We start from the raw sequence: 19,639 nt of genomic DNA, 5'->3' as shown, positions 1-19,639 counted from the left end.
AGATGACTCCAGAAGTGGCGGTGGACCTGTTTCGTGAAGGCCTCTGGATGACCGCGATGATCGTCGGCGTGCTGGTGGTGCCCAGCCTGCTGGTCGGTCTGGTGGTGGCGATGTTCCAGGCGGCGACGCAGATCAACGAGCAGACCCTGAGCTTTCTGCCGCGCCTGCTCGTCATGCTGTTGACGCTGATCTGGGCCGGCCCGTGGCTGGTGCGCGAGCTGATGGAGTACACCCAGAACCTCGTGCACAACATTCCGTTGTTGATCGGGTAGGCGCGTGCTTGAGCTGAGCAATGCGCAGATCGGCGGCTGGGTAGGGCAGTTCCTCCTGCCGCTGTTTCGCATCGCCGCGTTGCTGATGAGCATGCCGCTGATCGGCACCCAGCTGGTGCCGGTGCGCGTACGGTTGTATCTGGCGCTGGCCATCGCCCTGGTTCTGGTGCCGACCCTACCGCCGATGCCGGTGGTCGAATCCCTGAGCCTGGCTTCGCTGCTGCTGATCGCCGAACAGCTGCTGATCGGCGTGATGTTCGGTTTCGTCCTGCAGCTGTTCTTCCATGTCTTCATCGTCTCGGGTCAGCTGCTCGCCATGCAGATGGGCCTGGGCTTCGCCTCCATGGTCGACCCGGCCAACGGCATCTCGGTGCCGGTGCTCGGCCAGTTCTTCAACATGCTGGTGATCCTGCTGTTCCTCTCGGTCAACGGTCATCTGGTGGTGCTGGAGATCCTCGCCGAGAGCTTCGTCACCCTGCCGGTGGGGGGAGGTCTGTCGACCAATCACTTCTGGGAAGTGGCGGGCAAGCTGGGCTGGGTGCTGGGCGCCGGGTTGCTGCTGGTGCTGCCGGCGATCACCGCGCTGCTGGTGGTTAACCTGGCGTTCGGTCTGATGACCCGGGCCGCGCCGCAACTGAATATCTTCTCCATCGGTTTTCCGCTGACCCTGGTGCTCGGTCTGATCATCGTCTGGATCGGCATGGCCGATATCTTCGCGCAGTACCAGATATTCGTCAGCGAGGCGCTGATGATGCTGCGCGAGCTGGCGGGTGCGCGCTGATGAGCCGTGCCCTGCACCTGACGGAGGTCGCTCATGGCTGAGAGCGAAAGCGGCGCCGACAAAAGCGAGGAACCCACAGAGAAACGCCTGCGCGAATCCCGCGAGAAAGGGCAGCTGGCGCGTTCCCGCGAACTCAGTACGGTAGCGGTGACGTTGGGCGGCATCGGCGGGCTGCTGGCGTCCGGTGGCGGCCTGGCGCAAACCCTGATGGCGATGATGCAGGGCACCTTCGAACTCAGCCGGGAAACGCTGCTGGACGAGGGCGCCATGGTGCACCTGTTGATGGGCAGCGGGCTGATGGCGCTGGAGGCGATCATGCCGCTGTTGATCGCGCTGCTGATCGCGTCGATCGTCGGCCCGGTAGCGCTGGGTGGCTGGCTGTTTTCGGCCAAGGCGATGGCGCCCAAGGTCAGCCGGATGAACCCGGCCGCCGGCCTCAAGCGGATGTTCTCCACCAAGGCGCTGGTGGAGCTGCTCAAGGCGCTGGGCAAGTTCCTCGTCGTGCTCGGCGTTGCGCTGCTGGTGCTGTCGGCGTATCAGGATGACCTGCTGTCCATCGCCAAGCAGCCGCTGGACCTGGCCATCATGCACAGCGTCGAGATCGTCGGCTGGTGCGCCCTGTGGATGGCCTGCGGGCTGATCATCATCGCGGCGGTGGACGTGCCGTTCCAGCTTTGGGACAACAAGCAGAAGCTGATGATGACCAAGCAGGAGGTCAAGGACGAATACAAGGATTCCGAGGGCAAGCCTGAGGTCAAGTCGCGGATTCGCCAGCTGCAGCGCGAGGCTGCGCAGCGGCGCATGATGCAGGCGGTGCCCGAGGCCGACGTGGTGATCACCAACCCGACGCACTTCGCCGTCGCGCTGAAATACGACGGCGACAAGGGCGGTGCACCGCGGCTAGTGGCCAAGGGTGGCGACTTCGTGGCGCTGAAGATTCGTGAGATCGCCCAGGAGCACAAGGTGACGGTGCTGGAATCGCCGGCGCTGGCGCGGGCGGTGTATTACTCCACCGAACTGGACCAGGAAATCCCGGCTGGTCTCTACCTGGCGGTGGCGCAGGTGCTGGCGTACGTCTATCAGTTGCGTCAGTACCGCTCGGGCAAGGGACGCCGCCCCGACCCGTTGAACAATCTGCCGATTCCGCCCGACCTGCGTCGCGACGAGTGATCCGGCCAGGCGACTGGCGGCGTCGCCCGGCCACTGCGCTTATTCGATTACGCCGCAGGCGACACGTGCGCCGCCACCGCCCAGGGGCTGCGGATGGTCGGAGTGATTGTCGCCGCCCTGATGGACCATCAGCGCCAGGCCCTTGATGTCACCCAGGCTCTTCAGGCGCGGCGCCAGTACCGGCTGGCTGGCCTTGCCGTCGCTGTCTACGTAGAGCGCTGGCAGGTCGCCCATGTGGCCATCACCCCAGGGCTCGCCATGCTTGCCGGTGTTCTTCGGATCCCAGTGGCCGGCGGCGGCACCGGCGGCAGTCGGCTTGCCGTCTACCTCGGCCGGCTCGCAGCTGCCTTTGGCGTGGATATGAAAGCCGTGCAGGCCGGCCTGCAGCCCGGTCAGCTCGGGGCGAAACACCAGGCCGTACTCGCTGCTCTCGATCTTTACGCTGCCCACGGATTCGCCAATGCCCTGGGCGGTGACGGCGTTGACCTTGACGCTCAGGGTTTCCGCCTGGGCGGCGAGGGCGGTGCAGCCGGCCAGCGCGGCGATGATCCACTGTTTCATCTGAAAGCTCCTTTGCACGAACGGCGACGGGCTGTCGCCGGTTGCTAGTGTGACTGTCAGTTGGCGGTCGCGTTCGGCTGACTGCGCCTTCGCCCTACGACCGCCGGGCCGGCCGCTGGCGCGGACCGCAGCGCGACCGCGAAGTTGGACCCCTTCTTGCTATAACCCGGTCGGGACGCATGTCGCGTCAAGAATTCGTTCTGTATTCCGGGGTTTCTGTGGATCGCACGCAACTCATCAATATTCGCAACGGCCTGGCAGGCGCGGGGCGTGGCAATCTCGGCGTACCGCTGCTGTTGCTCGTGATGATGGGCATGATGATGCTGTCGGTACCGCCGTTCCTGCTGGACGTGCTGTTCACCTTCAACATCGCACTGTCGATCGTCGTGCTGCTGGTGAGTGTCTATGCGCTGCGCCCGCTGGATTTCGCGGTGTTCCCCACGGTACTGCTGGTGGCGACCCTGCTGCGTCTGGCGTTGAACGTGGCGTCTACGCGCGTGGTACTCATTCACGGTCATGACGGCGGCAGCGCGGCTGGTCATGTGATCGAGGCATTCGGCAATGTGGTGATCGGCGGCAACTACGTGGTCGGTGTGGTGGTGTTCGCCATCCTCATGATCATCAACTTCGTCGTGGTGACCAAGGGCGCCGGGCGCATCTCCGAGGTCAGCGCACGCTTCACTCTGGATGCCATGCCCGGCAAGCAGATGGCGATCGACGCCGACCTCAACGCCGGCCTGATCGACCAGGAAGAAGCCAAGAAGCGCCGCAGCGAGGTTTCCTCGGAGGCCGACTTCTACGGCTCCATGGACGGTGCTTCGAAATTCGTCCGCGGTGATGCGATCGCCGGCCTGCTGATTCTGTTCATCAACCTGATCGGTGGTATCGCCATCGGTATCGCGCAGCACCAGATGAGCTTCAGTGAGGCAGGCCAGGTCTATGCATTGCTGACCATTGGTGATGGTCTGGTCGCACAGATTCCTTCCCTTCTGCTGTCCACCGCAGCAGCCATCATGGTGACCCGCGTCACCAGTTCGGAGGACATGGGACAGCAGGTGCAGCGGCAGATGTTCGCCTCGCCCAAGGCGCTGGCGGTGTCGGCGGCGATCATGATTGCCATGGGCCTGGTGCCGGGCATGCCGCATTTCTCCTTTCTGAGTCTCGGGGCGGCTGCCGCCGCTGGCGCCTACTGGATCTGGCATCGGCAGAAGCAGGCGGTCAAGAAGACCGAGCAGGAAGTGCAGAAGCAGCAGGAGATGTTGCCGGCCCAGCGCGCGGCCGAGACCAAGGAGCTTGGCTGGGACGACGTGACTCCGGTGGACATGGTCGGTCTGGAAGTGGGTTATCGCCTGATTCCGCTGGTGGATCGCAACCAGGGTGGCCAGCTGTTGGCGCGCATCAAGGGCGTGCGCAAGAAGCTTTCGCAGGATCTGGGCTTTCTCATGCCGTCGGTGCATATCCGCGACAACCTCGACCTGCTGCCCAACGCCTATCGACTGACGCTGATGGGCGTGAGCCTGGCCGAAGCCGAGGTCTACCCGGATCGCGAGCTGGCGATCAACCCGGGGCACGTGTTCGGTCCGCTCAACGGTATCTCCGCCAAGGATCCGGCATTCGGGCTTGAGGCTGTCTGGATCGAAGCGAGCCAGCGCGACCAGGCGCAGTCGCTCGGCTATACCGTGGTGGATGCGAGTACCGTCATCGCCACGCACCTCAACCAGATTCTGCACAAGCATGCCCATGAGCTGCTCGGGCATGAAGAGGTCCAGCAGCTGCTGCAGCTGCTGGCCAAGAGTTCGCCCAAGCTGGCCGAGGAGCTGGCGCCGGGCATGGTGTCGCTTTCGACGCTGCTCAAGGTGCTGCAGGCGCTGCTGCAGGAGCAGGTGCCGATACGCGACATCCGCACCATCGCCGAGGCCATCGCTAACGTGGCCGCCAAGAGTCAAGATCCCGCCGCAATGGTGGCCGCAGTCCGTGTCGCGCTGTCGCGTGCAATCGTGCAAAACATTGTGGGACTAGAGCCGGAGCTCCCTGTGATCACCCTCGAGCCCCGGTTGGAACAGATCTTGCTCAATAGCTTGCAGAAGGCCAATCAGGGCTCCGACGACGGCATTTTGCTCGAGCCCGGAATGGCCGAAAAGCTGCAACGGTCCCTGGTAGAAGCGGCACAGCGTCAAGAAATGCTCGGCAAGCCAGCGATTCTGCTGGTGGCCGGCCCGATCAGGGCGATGCTGTCGCGATTTGCGCGTCTGGCGGTGCCGAACATCCATGTTCTGGCCTACCAGGAAATACCGGACAACAAGCAGGTCACCATCGTCTCGACGGTGGGCCAGAATTAACCGAGGGTGCAGGCCATGCAGGTCAAACGTTTCTTCGCCGCCGATATGCGCATCGCCATGAAGATGGTGCGTGACGAGCTGGGCGCCGATGCCGTGATCATCGGCAATCGCCGGGTCGCCGGCGGCGTCGAGCTGACGGCTGTCCTCGACTACCCGATGCAGTCCGCGCCGGCGGCAGCCAAGCCGAATGCTGCGCTGGAGGCCGAATTGCGCATGACGCAGTCGCGCCTGGCCAATGCCCATGCCGAACTGAGCGCCGCGCCGCAGGCGAAGATGCGGGATCGTCAACTGCTTGACGAGAAGTCGGCCGCTGCGGCGAGCAAGCCGCAACCTGCCGCAGTGGCCGAGCCGGCCGCTGCGGTGGACGCCCGCGCGATCGAGGCGATGTATTCGGAACTGCACGGCCTGCGCGAGCTGATCGAAGTGCAGCTCGGTTCGATCGCCTGGGGCCAGGAGCAGAGCCGCCGCCCGCAGCAGGCAGGCCTGTGGCGTCGCCTGCAGCGTCTGGGTCTGCCGGCCGAACTGTCGCGCAGCCTGCTGGACAAGGTCGCCGTCGTCACGGATGCGCGTCAGGCCTGGCGGATGGTGCTGGCGCATCTGGCGCAGGCCATCAAGGTCAGCAAGAACGAGCCGCTGGAAGAAGGCGGGGTGATTGCCCTGGTCGGGCCCGCGGGCGTCGGCAAGACCACCACGCTGGCCAAGCTCGCCGCTCGCTACGTGCTGAAGTACGGCGCGCAGAGCATCGCTCTGGCGAGCATGGACAACTACCGCATCGGCGCCCAGGAGCAGCTCAAGACGCTTGGCCGCATCCTCGACGTACCGGTGCTGCAGATCGACCCGAGCGAGCCCCTGAGCAAGTCGCTGGCTTCGCTGGCGCGCAAGCGGGTGATCCTGATCGACACTGCCGGCCTGCCCGCCAGCGATCCGACGCTGCGCATGCAGCTGCAGGCGCTTTCGGACAAGGGTGTCAAATCGAAGAATTACCTGGTGCTGGCGGCAACCAGCCAGAGCCAGGTGCTCAAGGCGGCATGGCACAATTATCGTCGTTGCGGCCTGGCGGGTTGTATTCTGACCAAGTTGGATGAGGCGGGCAGCCTCGGTGATGTGCTCGGGCTCACAATCAGCCAGCACTTGCCGATAGCCTACCTCGCGGACGGCCCGCGCATTCCGGACGACCTGCATCTGCCGCGTAGCCATCAGCTGGTGAGCCGTGCGGTGAGTTTGCAATCCGGCGAGGAGCCGAGCGAGGACACCATGGCCGATATGTTCGCCGGCTTGTACAACGGTTCGTCACGGCGGGCTGGATGATGTGGCGACAGCGGTACCAGAATGAATCAGATGCGTGCCCTGCGTGCGCATCGCCGGCCGAAAGGCCCCAGCAAGATATAGGCGTGTGAACATGGGTATGCACCCCGTACAGGTGATTGCGGTGACCGGCGGCAAGGGTGGCGTCGGCAAGACCAACGTGTCGGTCAATCTGGCGCTGGCGCTGGCCGATCTCGGCCGGCGTGTGGTATTGCTCGACGCCGACCTCGGCTTGGCCAACGTCGACGTGCTGCTGGGTCTGACCAGCAAGCGCACCCTGGCCGACGTAATCGCCGGCGAGTGCGATCTACGTGACGTGCTCATCCAGGGCCCGGGCGGCATCCGCATCGTGCCGGCTGCGTCCGGTACCCAGAGCATGGTGCAGCTGTCGTCCCTGCAGCACGCAGGGCTGATCCAGGCATTCAGCGAGATGGGCGACGAGATCGACGTGCTGATCATCGACACCGCGGCCGGTATCGGCGACTCGGTGGTCAGCTTCGTGCGCGCCGCGCAGGAGGTGCTGCTGGTGGTCACCGACGAGCCGACGTCGATCACGGACGCCTACGCGCTGATCAAGCTGCTCAATCGTGACTACGGCATCAGCCGCTTCCGCGTACTGGCCAACATGGCCCATGCGCCGCAAGAAGGTCGCAACCTGTTCGCCAAACTCACTAAGGTTACCGAACGCTTTCTCGATGTGGCGCTGCAGTACGTTGGCGCCGTGCCTTACGACGAGGCCGTGCGCAAGGCGGTACAGAAACAGCGTGCGGTCTACGAGGCCTATCCGCGCTCGAAATGCGCGCTGGCCTTCAAGGCCATCGCACAGAAGATCGATACCTGGCCGTTGCCCGCTACCCCGCGTGGCCATCTCGAGTTCTTCGTCGAGCGCCTCGTCAGTCCCGCTTCAGAAAGCCACGAATGACAGGTGCCGGATCCGCTATGTATTACAGCAAGGCTCAGGCAAAGGATGCGCAGTACCGCCTGATCGATCAGTACGCCCCGTTGGTCAAGCGAATCGCTTACCACCTGTTGGCGCGCCTGCCTGCCAGCGTGCAGGTGGACGATCTGATCCAGGCTGGAATGATCGGACTGCTGGAAGCAGCGAAGAAATACGACGCCGGCAAAGGTGCCAGTTTCGAAACCTACGCCGGTATCCGCATCCGCGGCACCATGCTCGACGAAATGCGCAAGGGGGACTGGGCGCCGCGCTCGGTGCACCGCAACTCGCGCATGGTCAGCGAGGCGATCCGCGCCATCGAGGCGAAAACCGGGCGTGACGCTAAAGATCACGAGGTTGCGGCCGAACTGGAGCTTAGCCTCGACGAGTACTACGCCATTCTCGGCGACACGCTGGGCAGCCGCCTCTTCAGCTTTGACGATCTGCTGCAGGAAGGCGAGCACGGCGAACTGCAGGAAGACGCGAGCAGCACCCATCCGGAACCGTTTCGCGATCTGGAGGACGAGCGTTTCCAGCAGGCGCTGGCCGATGCCATCGGCAATCTGCCCGAACGCGAGAAGCTGGTGCTGTCGCTGTATTACGGCGAAGAGTTGAACTTGAAGGAAATTGGTCAGGTGCTGGGAGTCAGCGAGTCGCGTGTGAGCCAGTTGCATAGCCAGTGTGCTGCGCGCTTGCGTGCACGCCTCGGCGAATGGCGCGCCAATTGACAATTGTTTGCGGTATGACGTGCTCGGTTTGCTGAGGCATTTTGGGACTTACGGAGGTCGACTTGGACAAGAACATGAAAATCCTCATCGTCGATGACTTCTCGACGATGAGACGAATCATCAAGAACCTCTTGCGTGATCTGGGGTTCACCAACACCGCCGAGGCGGACGACGGCACCACCGCACTGCCGATGCTGAAAAGCGGCAGCTTCGATTTCCTGGTCACCGACTGGAACATGCCGGGCATGAGCGGTATCGATCTGCTGCGCACAGTGCGCGCGGACGAGCGCCTCAAGCATCTGCCGGTACTGATGGTGACCGCCGAGGCGAAGCGCGATCAGATCATCGAAGCGGCCCAGGCCGGGGTCAATGGCTATGTGGTCAAACCCTTCACCGCCCAGGTGCTCAAGGAAAAGATCGAGAAGATCTTCGAGCGCGTCAACGGCTGAAGCAGTAACGCCGCGAGGGCACTATGACGCAAGCAGATCAAAGCCTGGCAGAGTTCGAAGCGACTCTGAAGGCCAATGCACCCCGCCTGATTGAAAGCCTGCAGCAAGGCCGCTTCGATGAAGCGACGCAGATGTTCAACGAGCTCAATCAGGTGCGCAACAACGGGCTCTATCAGGAAGTGGGCAAGCTCACGCGCGAGCTGCACAACGCCATCGTCAAGCTCGAGATGGACACCTGCGCCACGGGCGGCGACCCTTCACCGATCACCGATGCCACCGACCGTCTGTCCTACGTGGTGGAAATGACCGAGAAAGCCGCCAATCGCACCATGGACCTGGTCGAGGAATCGGCCCCGCTGGTGAACTATGTCAGCTACGAGGCTCAGAGCCTGACGGCCGATTGGCAGCGCTTCATGCGCCGCGACATGAATGCCGAGCAGTTCCGCGATCTGGTCAAGCGCATCGACCAGTATCTGCAGCGCAGCATGAACGATGGCAGCCAGCTTTCGCAGAATCTCAGCGAGATCATGCTGGCTCAGGACTTCCAGGATCTAACCGGCCAGGTGATCAAGCGGGTGACCCGACTGATCACTGAGCTTGAAAGCAACCTGCTCAATCTCGTCCTCATGGCGGGGCAGGTGGACCGCGTTGCCGGCATCCAGCACGACCGCGATGCCATGCGCGCCGAGCAAGAGAAGAAAAAACAAGAAAAAATGCCTTCCAACGGTGAAGGTCCGCAGATGCATGCCGATATGCGTGAAGACGTCGTTTCCGGCCAGGACGATGTCGATGATCTGCTTTCAAGCCTGGGCTTTTAGGGGAAGTGAATATGAGCTTCGACGCCGATGAAGAAATCCTCCAGGACTTCCTGGTAGAGGCCGGCGAGATTCTCGAACTATTGTCCGAGCAACTCGTGGAGCTGGAAAGCAGCCCCGATGACATGGCGTTGCTCAATGCGATTTTTCGCGGGTTCCACACGGTCAAGGGCGGTGCAGGCTTCCTTCAGCTTCATGAGCTGGTGGAGTGCTGCCATATCGCCGAAAACGTCTTCGACATCCTGCGCAAGGGTGAGCGTCGCGTCGATTCCGAACTGATGGATGTCGTTCTGCAGGCGCTGGACGCCGTGAACGAAATGTTCAGTCAGGTCCGCGAACGCGTCGAGCCGACGCCTGCCTCACCCGAGCTGCTGGCTGCGCTTGCGCGCCTCGCCGAGCCCGCTTCCGCCGATGCGGCGCCAGTCGTTCCGGCTGCCCCGCAGGTGGTCGCCGAGCCTGAGGCCGAGCCCGCTGGCGCCGATAGCGAGTTCGAGCAGTTGCTCGACGCGATCCAGCCGGCTGCGAGCGAGACGGCTGCGAGCGAGGCAGAACACGGCCCCGTTACCGACGAGATCACCGACGACGAATTCGAGTCGCTGCTCGATCAGTTGCATGGCAAGGGCCAGTTCTCGGCACCGGCTAGCGCCGCAGCGCCTGCGGTACCTGTTGCGCCAGATGCAGCCGCTGCAAAGACCGGTGATGAAATCACCGATGAGGAATTCGAAGCACTTCTCGACCAGCTGCACGGCAAGGGCAAGTTCGAGCCAGTCGGCTCGGTCGCCGGCTCGTCGGCCGAAGCGGCCGGCGCCGGGTCCGCCAAGGACAGTGCGCCCGCGGCGTCCAGCGACGAAATAACCGACGACGAGTTCGAAGCGCTGCTCGATCAGCTGCACGGCAAGGGCAAGTTCGAGCCGGCGGTCGCCGATGCGTCCCCGGCCGAGCCCGTTGCGGCAGCCCCGGCAAAGGCGGCACCCAAGGCGGAGCCCGCTCGTGCCGCTGCGCCAGCCAAGCCGGCCGCGGCAGCGAGCAAGGCGGCCGCTCCGGCACCGGCCGCGGCGGACAAGGCACCGGCCGAAGTCGAGACGACCGTGCGTGTGGATACCGCGCGCCTGGACGAGATCATGAACATGGTCGGCGAACTGGTGCTGGTCCGTAACCGCCTGGTGCGCCTGGGTTCCAATAGCGGCGACGAGGCGATGGCCAAGGCCGTTTCCAACCTCGACGTGGTCACCGCCGACCTGCAGAGCGCGGTGATGAAGACCCGCATGCAGCCGATCAAGAAAGTCTTCGGTCGCTTCCCGCGACTGGTTCGCGATCTGGCGCGCAGCCTGAAGAAAGAGATCAACCTGGAGCTGGTGGGCGAGGAAACCGACCTGGACAAGAACCTGGTCGAGGCCCTGGCCGATCCGCTGGTGCACCTGGTGCGCAACGCCGTCGACCACGGTATCGAGATGCCGGAGGAGCGCGAGGCCGCCGGCAAGCCGCGTACCGGTCGAGTGGTGCTGTCCGCCGAGCAGGAAGGCGACCATATCCTGCTGGTCATCAGTGATGACGGCAAGGGTATGGATGCCAACATCCTGCGTGCCAAGGCTGTGGAAAAGGGCATGCTGGAGAAGGATGCCGCAGACCGCCTGAGCGATCTGGAGTGCTACAACCTGATCTTCGCGCCGGGCTTTTCGACCAAGACCGAGATTTCCGACGTGTCCGGCCGCGGCGTCGGCATGGACGTGGTCAAGACCAAGATTTCTCAGCTCAACGGTACGGTCAACGTGTTCTCCACCAAGGGCCAGGGCTCGAAGGTGGTGATCAAGGTGCCGCTGACCCTGGCAATCATGCCGACGCTGATGGTGATGCTTGGCAACCAGGCGTTCGCCTTTCCGCTGGTCAACGTCAACGAGATCTTCCACCTGGACCTGTCGCGTACCAACGTCGTCGACGGTCAGGAAGTGGTGATCGTGCGCGACAAGGCGCTGCCGTTGTTCTACCTCAAGCGCTGGCTGGTCCATGACGCCGCTCAGGAAGAGCAGCGCGAAGGTCACGTGGTGATTCTCAGCGTCGGCAACCAGAGCATCGGCTTCGTCGTCGATCAGCTGGTCGGCCAGGAAGAGGTGGTCATCAAGCCGCTGGGCAAGATGCTGCAGGGTACGCCCGGCATGTCCGGCGCGACCATCACCGGCGATGGCCGCATCGCTCTGATTCTCGATGTGCCCAGCATGCTCAAGCGGTACGCGCGCAGGGTTTGATTCGGTCAGGCAGCGCCGCCTGTGCGGCGCTGTCGCTAGGAGTGATGTATGGCAGTCAAGGTCCTGGTCGTCGACGATTCCGGTTTCTTTCGCCGGCGTGTCTCGGAAATCCTTTCCTCTGATCCCAATATCCAGGTCGTCGGCACCGCCACCAACGGGCGCGAGGCGATCGATCAGGTGCTGGCGCTGAAGCCGGACGTCATCACCATGGATTACGAGATGCCGATGATGGACGGCATCACCGCGGTCCGGCAGATCATGCAGCGCTGTCCCACGCCGGTGCTGATGTTTTCCTCGCTGACGCACGAAGGCGCGCGGGTCACCCTCGATGCGCTGGATGCCGGCGCGGTGGATTATCTGCCGAAGAACTTCGAGGACATCTCGCGCAACCCGGACAAGGTCAAGCAGCTGCTGTGCGAAAAGGTGCATACCGTCTCGCGCAGTAACCGTCGCTACAGCACCTTCTGCTCTTCGAGCGTTGCTACGCCTTCGACTTCACCGCGTGGCACGGCTTCGGCGCTGCCCGCTTCGACTGCGCCTCGTGCGGGCAGCGCAGCGGCAACGCCTGCGCCTGCGGCCAGCCGCTCTCCCGCGCCCAAGCGCAAGGCCTACAAGCTGGTGGCGATCGGTACTTCCACCGGTGGCCCGGTGGCGCTGCAGCGTGTGCTGACCCAGCTGCCGGCCAACTTTCCCGCGCCGATCGTGCTGATCCAGCACATGCCGGCGGCTTTCACCAAGGCCTTCGCCGATCGCCTGGACAAGCTCTGCCGCATTCGCGTCAAGGAGGCCGAGGACGGCGATGTGCTGCGCCCAGGGCTCGCATTGCTGGCACCCGGCGGCAAACAGATGATGATCGACGGGCGCGGCGCCGTGCGCATCCTGCCCGGCGATGATCGCCTGAACTACAAGCCCTGTGTCGACGTGACCTTCGGCTCGGCGGCCAAGTCGTTCCACGACAAGGTGCTGGCGGTGGTGCTGACCGGCATGGGCGCCGATGGCCGTGAAGGCGCGCGTCTGCTCAAGCAGAGCGGCAGCCAGGTGTGGGCGCAGGATGAAGCCAGCTGCGTGATCTACGGCATGCCGATGGCGGTGGTGAAGGCCAACCTCAGCGACGCCGTGTACGGTCTGGATGACATCGGCCGCAATCTGGCCGAGGCCTGCATCTGATGGACGTACTCAGCCTTATCGGGCTGTTGCTTGCGTTCGTCGCCATCGTCGGGGGCAACTTTCTCGAGGGCGGCCATATCTCGGCGTTGCTCAACGGACCGGCAGCATTGATCGTGCTGGGCGGTACGCTGGGCGCGGTGTTGCTGCAGACGCCGATCGCGGTGTTCATGCGGGCGATGAGCATCGGCCGCTGGATCTTCTTTCCGCCGCGCATCGATCTGGCGCGCGGCATTCTCATGGTGACCACCTGGAGCAACACGGCACGCAAGGAGGGGCTGCTCGGCCTCGAGCCCGTCGCCGAGACCGAGCCCGATCCATACGCGCGCAAAGGCCTGCAACTGCTGGTCGACGGCGCCGAGCCGGAGGTGATCCGCAGCATTCTCGAGGTTGATCTCTATACCCAGGAGGGCCGCGACCTGCGTGCCGCCAAGGTCTACGAGAGCATGGGCGGCTACTCGCCGACCATCGGAATCATCGGTGCGGTGATGGGGCTGATCCATGTGATGGGCAACCTTGCCGATCCCAGTCAGCTGGGCAGCGGCATCGCCGTGGCGTTCGTTGCCACCATCTATGGCGTCGCCTTTGCCAACCTGCTGGTATTGCCGGTCGGCAACAAGCTCAAGAGCATCGTCCAGCGGCAGACGGCCTACCGCGAAATGCTGCTGGAGGGGGTCCTGTCGATCGCCGAGGGTGAGAACCCGCGCTCCATCGAGATGAAGCTGCAAGGCTTCATGGACTGAGCGCCATGGCCAGACGCAGAGCGCCGGAAGAGCACGAGAACCACGAACGTTGGCTGGTCTCGTATGCTGACTTCATCACCTTGCTGTTCGCCTTTTTCGTGGTGATGTATTCCATTTCCTCGATCAACGAAGGCAAGTACAAGATCCTCTCCGATTCGCTGGTCGGCGTGTTCAACCAGGTCGACCGTTCGGTCAAGCCCATTCCCATCGGTGAAGAGCGACCGCGCACCACCGAGCCCGACGTTTCGCAGGTCGAGGATCTCACCGGTCCCGGCTCCGGGGAGCCGACGCTCGATCCGCTGGAGCGCATCGCACAGAGCATGCGTGAGACATTCGGCGAGCTGATCGCCAATGACCAGCTGACGATTCGGGGCAACGAGCTGTGGATCGAGATAGAGCTCAGCTCCAGCCTGCTGTTTCCCAGCGGCGATGCGTTGCCCAACGATCAGGCGTTCCAGCTGATCGACAAGGTTGCCGGAATTCTGGCTCCGTTCGACAACCCGGTCCACGTCGAAGGCTTCACCGACAATCTGCCCATCAGTACCGACAAGTTTCCGACCAACTGGGAGCTGTCTGCCGCGCGTGCCGGCAGCGTGGTTCGGATGCTGGCGGCGCAGGGCGTCAATCCGTCCAGGTTGGCCGCGGTGGGGTATGGTGAGTTTCAGCCTGTGGCGGACAATGCGACTGCCGAGGGACGGGCGCGGAATCGCCGTGTGGTGCTGGTAGTGTCGCGCAATCTCGATGTGCGGCGCAGCGTGACCGGCGTAGGCAGCGGCAACGCCCGGCCGAACGAAGCCTTGCGTCGTGCTGGCACACAATCTGCACCAGCCGGGTCCATGTAAGCGCTTCCGGGCGCAGTCGTCAAAACACCGTCGCTCTGCCATTTTCAGGCGGAGCCGTTCCGGTCCATTCGCCGGGTGGATAAGCAATGAGAGTCTGGGCTGTAGCCAATCAAAAGGGTGGAGTGGGCAAGACCACCACGTCGGTCGCGCTGGCAGGTCTGCTGGCGGACTCCGGTAAACGGGTCGTGGTGCTGGATCTGGACCCGCATGGTTCGATGACCAGCTATTTCGGCCACGATCCCGACAATCTGGAGCACAGCGTGTTCGACCTGTTCCAGCATCAGGGGACCGTTCCGGAGGGGCTGCCCTGGCAGTTACTGCTGGCCACCAGCCACGAGCGCATCTCGCTGATGCCGTCGAGCACCGTGCTGGCGACACTGGAGCGCCAGTCCCCGGGGCAGAACGGTCTCGGGCTGGTGATCGCCAAGAGCCTTTCCCAGCTCTGGCAGGATTTCGATTACGCGATCATCGACAGCCCGCCACTGCTTGGCGTGCTGATGGTCAATGCCCTGGCGGCGAGCCAGCAGCTGGTGATTCCGGTACAGACCGAGTTCTTGGCGATGAAGGGGCTGGAGCGGATGGTCAGCACGCTGGCGATGATCAACCGGTCACGCAAGCAGGCGCTGCCGTACACCATCGTGCCGACGCTGTTCGATCGCCGGACCCAGGCGTCGATGAACACGCTCAAGGTGCTGCGTGCCGGTTATGCCGATCACCTGTGGCCGGCCTTCATACCGGTCGATACTCGCCTGCGCGATGCCAGCCGCGCCGGCCTGACGCCGTCGCAGTTCGATCCGGCCAGCCGGGCGGTGATTGCCTATCGTGCCCTGCTCAAGCATCTGCTGGCGTCGCAAGCCTCACCGCAGGTGGCATGAATGGCATGCCGCTCGGCGGCTGATGGCTCAAGTTTGTCGGGCACATGGCCGATAGCCTGTTCAGATTCTCATCACGAGTTCGCTCCATGAACCGCACCGTTCTCACCGAAACCCGATCCCAGCAGGCGCTGCAGTCCTATCTCGATGGGCTGCTGCAGGATGCTGCCATCGAGCTGGCGGATTCGGTCAGTCAGGATGAATTCAAGGCCGCGGTGCTCGAGGAGCAGCTGCGCGATATCCGGCAAAGCCAACCTCCGCGGCTGGAAATCGTGCCGTCCGCGCTGCCGGTTGCCGTCCCCGAGACGGTTCCTGTCGCTCCGCCCCTGGTCGTTGCCGAAGCAGTAGCGGCGCCAGCGGCCCCCGAACCGGTCGTAGAAGTGCTGGTCGCACCGCCGCCTGCCAGCGAGCCGCTGGAGGTTCCGGCACAAGCACATCCGGGTTGGGGTGATGAGCCCTTCGAGTGCCTGCTGTTCGATGTCGCCGGGCTCACGCTGGCGGTGCCGCTGGTGTGTCTGGGTTCCATCTATCCGCTGGCAGGGCAGGAACTGACTCCGCTGTTCGGTCAGCCCAGCTGGTTTCTTGGCATACTGCCGAGCCAGGCGGGCAATCTCAAAGTACTGGATACCGCGCGTTGGGTGATGCCGGACCGTTATCGCGACGATTTTCGTGAGGGCCTGCAGTACGTGATCTCTGTCCAGGGCTACGAGTGGGGGCTGGCGGTGCACCAGGTGAGCCGCTCGATTCGCCTGGACCCTAGCGAGGTGAAGTGGCGCACCCAGCGTCATCAGCGCCCCTGGCTGGCCGGCACGGTGATCGAACACATGTGCGCACTGGTCGACGTGACTGCGCTGGCCGAGCTGATTGCCAGCGGTGCGGTCAAGCATATGCACGACGCGGCGAAGCCGAAAACACATTGACACAACCAACGAGGGGGCCGTGCTTTGCGCGGCCCCACGATAGAATCGACCGCCAAAGCGGTAACTAGAGAAGGTGGGACTATGAAGATGACGTCTGCGCAGGGTTCCGAAGATCCTGTTCTGCAATGGGTGACCTTCCGTCTGGACAACGAGACGTATGGCATCAACGTGATGCAGGTTCAGGAAGTGTTGCGCTATACCGAGATCGCTCCGGTGCCGGGTGCACCTAGCTATGTGCTGGGCATCATCAACCTGCGCGGAAACGTGGTCACGGTCATCGATACCCGCCAGCGCTTCGGTCTGGAGCCGGCGCCGGTGTCGGACAACACCCGCATCGTGATCATCGAAGCCGACCGCCAGGTCATCGGCATCATGGTCGATAGCGTTGCCGAGGTGGTCTACCTCCGCCAGTCCGAGATCGAAACCGCGCCGAACGTGGGCAACGACGAATCCGCCAAGTTCATTCAGGGCGTTTGCAACAAGAACGGCGAGCTGCTGATTCTGGTCGAACTCGACAAGATGATGAGCGAAGAAGAATGGGCCGAGCTTGAGAGCATCTGATACATGCTGATCGCGTCGCTGGTCGCATCGCTGGTTGCGCTGGCCTTCTGCTGTCTGGGACTGCTGGGGTTCTGCCTGTGGCTGCTCAGACGGCAGCGCCTGCTGGCCGAGCAACAGCAGCAGCGTGACGCCAGCAGGGACAAGCGAATCAAGGAGCTGAGCAGCCGTCTGGATGCCTATCTGGAGGGCAGCCTGCGCATGGGCGACGAGCTACGCGAACTGAGCCGTACCGTTGCCCCGTTGCCGGACAAGCTCACTCAGCTGGAGCAGCGCGATCCCAACAACTTCGCGCTGTCCCAGGCCGCCAAGCTGGTCGGCATGGGCGCCAGCATCGACGACCTGACCCAGTCCTGTGGGCTGTCGCAGTCCGAAGCCGAGCTGATGAGCAAGCTGCACAAGGCCCGTCAGAAGCCCTGATCCCGGCTGATCGAGCCCCTTGTCGGCCTGATCGGAACCTCCTGAATCCCCCATATTCCAACACCGTATCGGCTTGGCTTAGCTGAGCGCATCCATGTCCCGGCCTGGGACGAGGAGGGCAAAGATGCGGCGCATACTGGTTGTGCTGTTGGTCGTGGTTTCGTTTGGCGCGCATGCTGCCGAGGCCCCGGACAATGTCGACGGGGCGATGACCGTCAACGTCTTTCAGGCCAAGCGACTGCACGAGCTGGGCGCAGTGTTCATTGACGTCCGTGCTGATCGGGAATGGCTGTGGGGACATGTGGAAGGCGCCGTACATTTCGATCTAGCCAGTGACTTCGTGAGCCTGGCCGGGCCGGAATGGCCCCGCGAGCTGCCGCTGGTGATCTACTGCGACAGCGAAGTCTGCCCGCGCAGCGCGGAAGCGGCGCGCATGGCTGTCAGCTGGGGCTACACACGGGTGTTCTACTTCCGCTCGGGCTATTTTGCCTGGCAGCTGCACGATTTCCCGCAGGTCACCGGAGAAGACCGGGCGGCCGCCACGCTCAATGCCCAGGCCCACTGAGCAGCGGCAGGTTCGCCGTAGAACCGGAGTCGGACGCTGCCTGAAAGCCGGGTGGGCACTTGCCCTTGAGGTACCAGGCGAACGCGATGATCTCGGCGATGGTCCGGTACAGGGCCTCGGGAATCTCGTCGCCCAGCTCCAGTCTCGCCAGCAGTTTTACCAGGTCGGCGTTCTCGTAGATCGGCACTTCATGTTCCCGAGCGATCGCAAGAATCGCCTCGGCCAACTCATCGTCACCCTTGGCGCTGAGGCTCGGCGCGTTGACGCCGTCGTAGCTCAGGGCGATGGCTTGGCGCGGCTGCTTGTCTGTCATGCTTTTTCGTCCACGAAACGTTGTTCCAGCGTGGTGCTGGGACCCTGCGGCGGTGTGCCCTGGCGGCAGCTCAGTTCGCCTACGCTCAGCCCGGCCGCTTGCAAGCGCTCGCGCAGATGAGCTAGTTCCTTGGCGACCAGCTGGGCGGTGGCGCTGCGCTCGGCCCAGAGCTGGCTGGACAGCGTTCCGCGCGTCAATTGGGCCTGAACCTGCAACGGCCCGAGCGGAGCGACGTCGAACGCCAGTTCGATCTTCCACAGCGGATCGCCGCGCTCCTTTTCCTGTCGTTTCGGCTGGTCTTCGCGCTGCAGCTTGATCTGCAGTGGCACGATGTCGCGGTGGTCCCGCATCGGCAATTCCAGCTGCCAGGTGGTGACCATAGTGCCGTCGGGCCCGACCTGTGTCTGCGCCAGGCTGGAAAGCTGGTGGGTCTGGAGCCTCGATACGGCAGCGGCAGCGAGCTTGAGCAGCATTTCCAGATCGGCTTCTTCCTCGAGACCGGGCGGTAACCTGGCCGGCAGCGGAAAGCCGAGCGCGAGCTGACGCGGACTGTTCTGCGCCAGCGAGCCCAGCGCTTGCCGCGCGAAGGCAGGCAGTGCCTGGCCGATGGCGCCGGCCTGCGCTCCCCCCAATGGCGTACTACCCGGCAGATTGGGCATCTGCGCCAGCAGGCGCAGCAGTCCGGCCTTGAGGTCGCCTTGCAGCCCATCGGTATGGCCGGCAAGCAGGCGGGCCTCCAGGAACACGCCGCTCCGAGCCAGCGCTGCTGCCAGCGCCTTGGCGTCGCCCAACTGCTGCATCTCGGGAATCAGCCCGAGCAGCTTCTCCGCTGCGCCGCGCAGCCCTTCCGGGAGCGCGCCCGGCGCGCCCTGCAGCGCCCTGAACAATCCTTCCAGCGAAGCCTGTCGGTTCTGCTGCGCGCCCAGTTGCTCACCGACATGCAGTTGATCGAGCCGACCGCTCAGTGGCAGAAACGCCAGGGACTGGCTGTCCTTGACCTGCGCCGTCAAAAGACTGCCGAGCGCCAGCGGGTTGGCCGATTCGATGCTGAGTTTCTGCCCGGCAACGGGTGAGTTGAGCAGGCTGACAACGATCTTGAAAGACGTTTGCCCGTCCTCCGTGCGCTGCTGGCTGGTCGCCACGACGCGGCCCTGGATCACGCTGCCTACCGGAAGCTGCTGCAGATCGATCATCGAGGCCGGCTGACGTCCGGCCGCTTGCGGCGTGGCCAGCAGACGGGTATCGGACAATGCGGTGACGACCAGCGCCGTGCCGGGCGCGGCGGGTTTGTTGCTGCTGACTTCTACCGTGGCCTGGCGTCCGCTGCCCATGGTCAGGCGCAACACCAGGCGGAACGCTTCGGCGGCCTCCCGGATGCTGACCACTTCGGCTTCGATCTGCTCGCCAGCTGCCAGCAGGTTCTGCATCGGTTGCAGCACCTTGAGGGCGAGATCCTGTGCCGCTACAGCCGGACGTGTCGCGCTGGTCGGGGGCAGGGCAGTGGTACTCTTGATCTCGGTCATCTTTCCTCAAATGCTCTTACAACCTTTCGCGTTTGCGGCCCTCGGCACCTGGGGTTGCCATGTATAATTCCGCCCGCCTGGCCCTGATGCCTGAGTATAGCGGCCGGGCCTTTTTCATC

At 63.7% G+C, this 19,639-nt stretch carries 21 protein-coding genes; 18 read left to right on the top strand and 3 right to left on the bottom strand.

Annotated features, from left to right (window positions below; all coding sequences use genetic code 11):
- Positions 1-2: 2 nt before the first annotated feature.
- From fliQ to flhB, 3 genes are read left to right on the top strand one after another with little or no spacing between them, the layout of a single operon-like run.
- Positions 3-272 (top strand): flagellar biosynthesis protein FliQ, encoded by a 270-nt coding sequence (gene fliQ, locus VF716_RS01275; protein ID WP_011913687.1) that lies wholly within the window; start codon positions 3-5, stop codon positions 270-272.
- A gap of 4 nt (positions 273-276) precedes the next feature.
- Positions 277-1,053: a flagellar biosynthetic protein FliR gene (gene fliR, locus VF716_RS01270; RefSeq protein WP_011913686.1), complete on the top strand. Its 777-nt coding sequence runs from the start codon at positions 277-279 to the stop codon at positions 1,051-1,053.
- 33 nt (positions 1,054-1,086) lie between these two features.
- Entirely contained in the window at positions 1,087-2,223 is a 1,137-nt protein-coding gene (flhB, locus tag VF716_RS01265; RefSeq protein WP_125865515.1) for a flagellar biosynthesis protein FlhB, read from the top strand.
- Between the two features lie 39 nt (positions 2,224-2,262).
- Here the strand turns inward: flhB and sodC are convergent, their stop codons facing one another.
- Positions 2,263-2,784 carry a superoxide dismutase family protein gene (sodC, locus tag VF716_RS01260; RefSeq protein ID WP_011913684.1) on the bottom strand — a complete coding sequence of 174 codons (522 nt, stop codon included), beginning with the start codon at positions 2,782-2,784 and terminating at the stop codon, positions 2,263-2,265.
- 218 nt (positions 2,785-3,002) lie between these two features.
- Here sodC and flhA point away from each other — a divergent pair, with 218 nt between their 5' ends.
- The 15 genes from flhA (at position 3,003) to VF716_RS01185 (ending at position 17,684) form a co-directional block, all read left to right on the top strand.
- Positions 3,003-5,123, top strand: coding sequence for a flagellar biosynthesis protein FlhA (gene flhA, locus VF716_RS01255; RefSeq protein ID WP_125872502.1), 2,121 nt, complete (start codon positions 3,003-3,005; stop codon positions 5,121-5,123).
- Between the two features lie 15 nt (positions 5,124-5,138).
- Entirely contained in the window at positions 5,139-6,431 is a 1,293-nt protein-coding gene (gene flhF / locus VF716_RS01250; protein WP_125872460.1) for a flagellar biosynthesis protein FlhF, read from the top strand.
- Positions 6,432-6,522: 91 nt separating this feature from the next.
- Positions 6,523-7,350, top strand: a complete 828-nt coding sequence (gene fleN, locus VF716_RS01245; protein ID WP_125872461.1) for a flagellar synthesis regulator FleN — start codon at positions 6,523-6,525, stop codon at positions 7,348-7,350.
- 17 nt (positions 7,351-7,367) lie between these two features.
- Positions 7,368-8,093, top strand: a complete 726-nt coding sequence (gene fliA / locus VF716_RS01240; RefSeq protein ID WP_125872462.1) for an RNA polymerase sigma factor FliA — start codon at positions 7,368-7,370, stop codon at positions 8,091-8,093.
- A 74-nt stretch (positions 8,094-8,167) separates the two neighbouring features.
- On the top strand, positions 8,168-8,542 hold the full coding sequence (locus VF716_RS01235; RefSeq protein WP_011913679.1) for a chemotaxis response regulator CheY: 375 nt from the start codon (positions 8,168-8,170) through the stop codon (positions 8,540-8,542).
- 23 nt (positions 8,543-8,565) lie between these two features.
- Complete coding sequence (locus VF716_RS01230; RefSeq protein WP_011913678.1) at positions 8,566-9,360, top strand: protein phosphatase CheZ; 795 nt, start codon at positions 8,566-8,568, stop codon at positions 9,358-9,360.
- Positions 9,361-9,371: 11 nt separating this feature from the next.
- The gene (locus tag VF716_RS01225) at positions 9,372-11,600 is read left to right on the top strand and encodes a chemotaxis protein CheA (RefSeq protein ID WP_053528101.1); all 2,229 of its coding nucleotides are present in this window, start codon (positions 9,372-9,374) and stop codon (positions 11,598-11,600) included.
- A 48-nt stretch (positions 11,601-11,648) separates the two neighbouring features.
- Positions 11,649-12,767 (top strand): protein-glutamate methylesterase/protein-glutamine glutaminase, encoded by a 1,119-nt coding sequence (locus VF716_RS01220; protein WP_017243984.1) that lies wholly within the window; start codon positions 11,649-11,651, stop codon positions 12,765-12,767.
- Complete coding sequence (locus tag VF716_RS01215; RefSeq protein WP_013983215.1) at positions 12,767-13,507, top strand: flagellar motor protein; 741 nt, start codon at positions 12,767-12,769, stop codon at positions 13,505-13,507. Before VF716_RS01220 ends, VF716_RS01215 begins: the two co-directional genes overlap by 1 nt.
- 5 nt (positions 13,508-13,512) lie before the next feature.
- A complete protein-coding gene (motD, locus tag VF716_RS01210) occupies positions 13,513-14,349 on the top strand; it encodes a flagellar motor protein MotD (RefSeq protein WP_013983214.1) in 837 nt (278 codons plus the stop codon).
- An 86-nt stretch (positions 14,350-14,435) separates the two neighbouring features.
- Complete coding sequence (locus tag VF716_RS01205; protein ID WP_011913673.1) at positions 14,436-15,224, top strand: ParA family protein; 789 nt, start codon at positions 14,436-14,438, stop codon at positions 15,222-15,224.
- An 86-nt stretch (positions 15,225-15,310) separates the two neighbouring features.
- Positions 15,311-16,141, top strand: coding sequence for a CheW domain-containing protein (locus tag VF716_RS01200; protein ID WP_011913672.1), 831 nt, complete (start codon positions 15,311-15,313; stop codon positions 16,139-16,141).
- Between the two features lie 81 nt (positions 16,142-16,222).
- Complete coding sequence (locus VF716_RS01195; protein WP_003296576.1) at positions 16,223-16,702, top strand: chemotaxis protein CheW; 480 nt, start codon at positions 16,223-16,225, stop codon at positions 16,700-16,702.
- 3 nt (positions 16,703-16,705) lie between these two features.
- A complete protein-coding gene (locus VF716_RS01190; RefSeq protein ID WP_011913671.1) occupies positions 16,706-17,119 on the top strand; it encodes a DUF2802 domain-containing protein in 414 nt (137 codons plus the stop codon).
- Between the two features lie 124 nt (positions 17,120-17,243).
- Positions 17,244-17,684 (top strand): rhodanese-like domain-containing protein, encoded by a 441-nt coding sequence (locus VF716_RS01185; protein WP_011913670.1) that lies wholly within the window; start codon positions 17,244-17,246, stop codon positions 17,682-17,684.
- Here the strand turns inward: VF716_RS01185 and VF716_RS01180 are convergent.
- Both VF716_RS01180 and fliK read right to left on the bottom strand, forming a co-directional pair.
- A complete protein-coding gene (locus VF716_RS01180; protein ID WP_011913669.1) occupies positions 17,665-17,997 on the bottom strand; it encodes an EscU/YscU/HrcU family type III secretion system export apparatus switch protein in 333 nt (110 codons plus the stop codon). The genes VF716_RS01185 and VF716_RS01180 overlap by 20 nt on opposite strands.
- Positions 17,994-19,520: a flagellar hook-length control protein FliK gene (gene fliK / locus VF716_RS01175; RefSeq protein ID WP_014597052.1), complete on the bottom strand. Its 1,527-nt coding sequence runs from the start codon at positions 19,518-19,520 to the stop codon at positions 17,994-17,996. The genes VF716_RS01180 and fliK overlap by 4 nt, the downstream gene beginning before the upstream one ends.
- Between the last annotated feature and the right edge of the window lie 119 nt (positions 19,521-19,639).

It is taken from the genome of Stutzerimonas sp. Brlt_14, from assembly GCF_051948915.1.
GTDB classification, from domain to species: Bacteria; Pseudomonadota; Gammaproteobacteria; order Pseudomonadales; family Pseudomonadaceae; genus Stutzerimonas; species Stutzerimonas stutzeri.
Note: the sequence above shows the minus strand (reverse complement) of the source record. Positions and strands in the feature narration are given on the sequence as shown.

Coding starts and splice junctions, on each gene's coding strand:
- fliQ (WP_011913687.1), top strand. CDS start 3: ATGACTCCAGAAGTGGCGGTGGACCTGTTTCGTGAAGGCCTCTGGATG.
- flhB (WP_125865515.1), top strand. CDS start 1,087: ATGGCTGAGAGCGAAAGCGGCGCCGACAAAAGCGAGGAACCCACAGAG.
- sodC (WP_011913684.1), bottom strand. CDS start 2,784: ATGAAACAGTGGATCATCGCCGCGCTGGCCGGCTGCACCGCCCTCGCC.
- flhF (WP_125872460.1), top strand. CDS start 5,139: ATGCAGGTCAAACGTTTCTTCGCCGCCGATATGCGCATCGCCATGAAG.
- fleN (WP_125872461.1), top strand. CDS start 6,523: ATGGGTATGCACCCCGTACAGGTGATTGCGGTGACCGGCGGCAAGGGT.
- fliA (WP_125872462.1), top strand. CDS start 7,368: ATGTATTACAGCAAGGCTCAGGCAAAGGATGCGCAGTACCGCCTGATC.
- VF716_RS01235 (WP_011913679.1), top strand. CDS start 8,168: ATGAAAATCCTCATCGTCGATGACTTCTCGACGATGAGACGAATCATC.
- VF716_RS01230 (WP_011913678.1), top strand. CDS start 8,566: ATGACGCAAGCAGATCAAAGCCTGGCAGAGTTCGAAGCGACTCTGAAG.
- VF716_RS01225 (WP_053528101.1), top strand. CDS start 9,372: ATGAGCTTCGACGCCGATGAAGAAATCCTCCAGGACTTCCTGGTAGAG.
- VF716_RS01220 (WP_017243984.1), top strand. CDS start 11,649: ATGGCAGTCAAGGTCCTGGTCGTCGACGATTCCGGTTTCTTTCGCCGG.
- VF716_RS01215 (WP_013983215.1), top strand. CDS start 12,767: ATGGACGTACTCAGCCTTATCGGGCTGTTGCTTGCGTTCGTCGCCATC.
- motD (WP_013983214.1), top strand. CDS start 13,513: ATGGCCAGACGCAGAGCGCCGGAAGAGCACGAGAACCACGAACGTTGG.
- VF716_RS01205 (WP_011913673.1), top strand. CDS start 14,436: ATGAGAGTCTGGGCTGTAGCCAATCAAAAGGGTGGAGTGGGCAAGACC.
- VF716_RS01200 (WP_011913672.1), top strand. CDS start 15,311: ATGAACCGCACCGTTCTCACCGAAACCCGATCCCAGCAGGCGCTGCAG.
- VF716_RS01195 (WP_003296576.1), top strand. CDS start 16,223: ATGAAGATGACGTCTGCGCAGGGTTCCGAAGATCCTGTTCTGCAATGG.
- VF716_RS01190 (WP_011913671.1), top strand. CDS start 16,706: ATGCTGATCGCGTCGCTGGTCGCATCGCTGGTTGCGCTGGCCTTCTGC.
- VF716_RS01185 (WP_011913670.1), top strand. CDS start 17,244: ATGCGGCGCATACTGGTTGTGCTGTTGGTCGTGGTTTCGTTTGGCGCG.
- VF716_RS01180 (WP_011913669.1), bottom strand. CDS start 17,997: ATGACAGACAAGCAGCCGCGCCAAGCCATCGCCCTGAGCTACGACGGC.
- fliK (WP_014597052.1), bottom strand. CDS start 19,520: ATGACCGAGATCAAGAGTACCACTGCCCTGCCCCCGACCAGCGCGACA.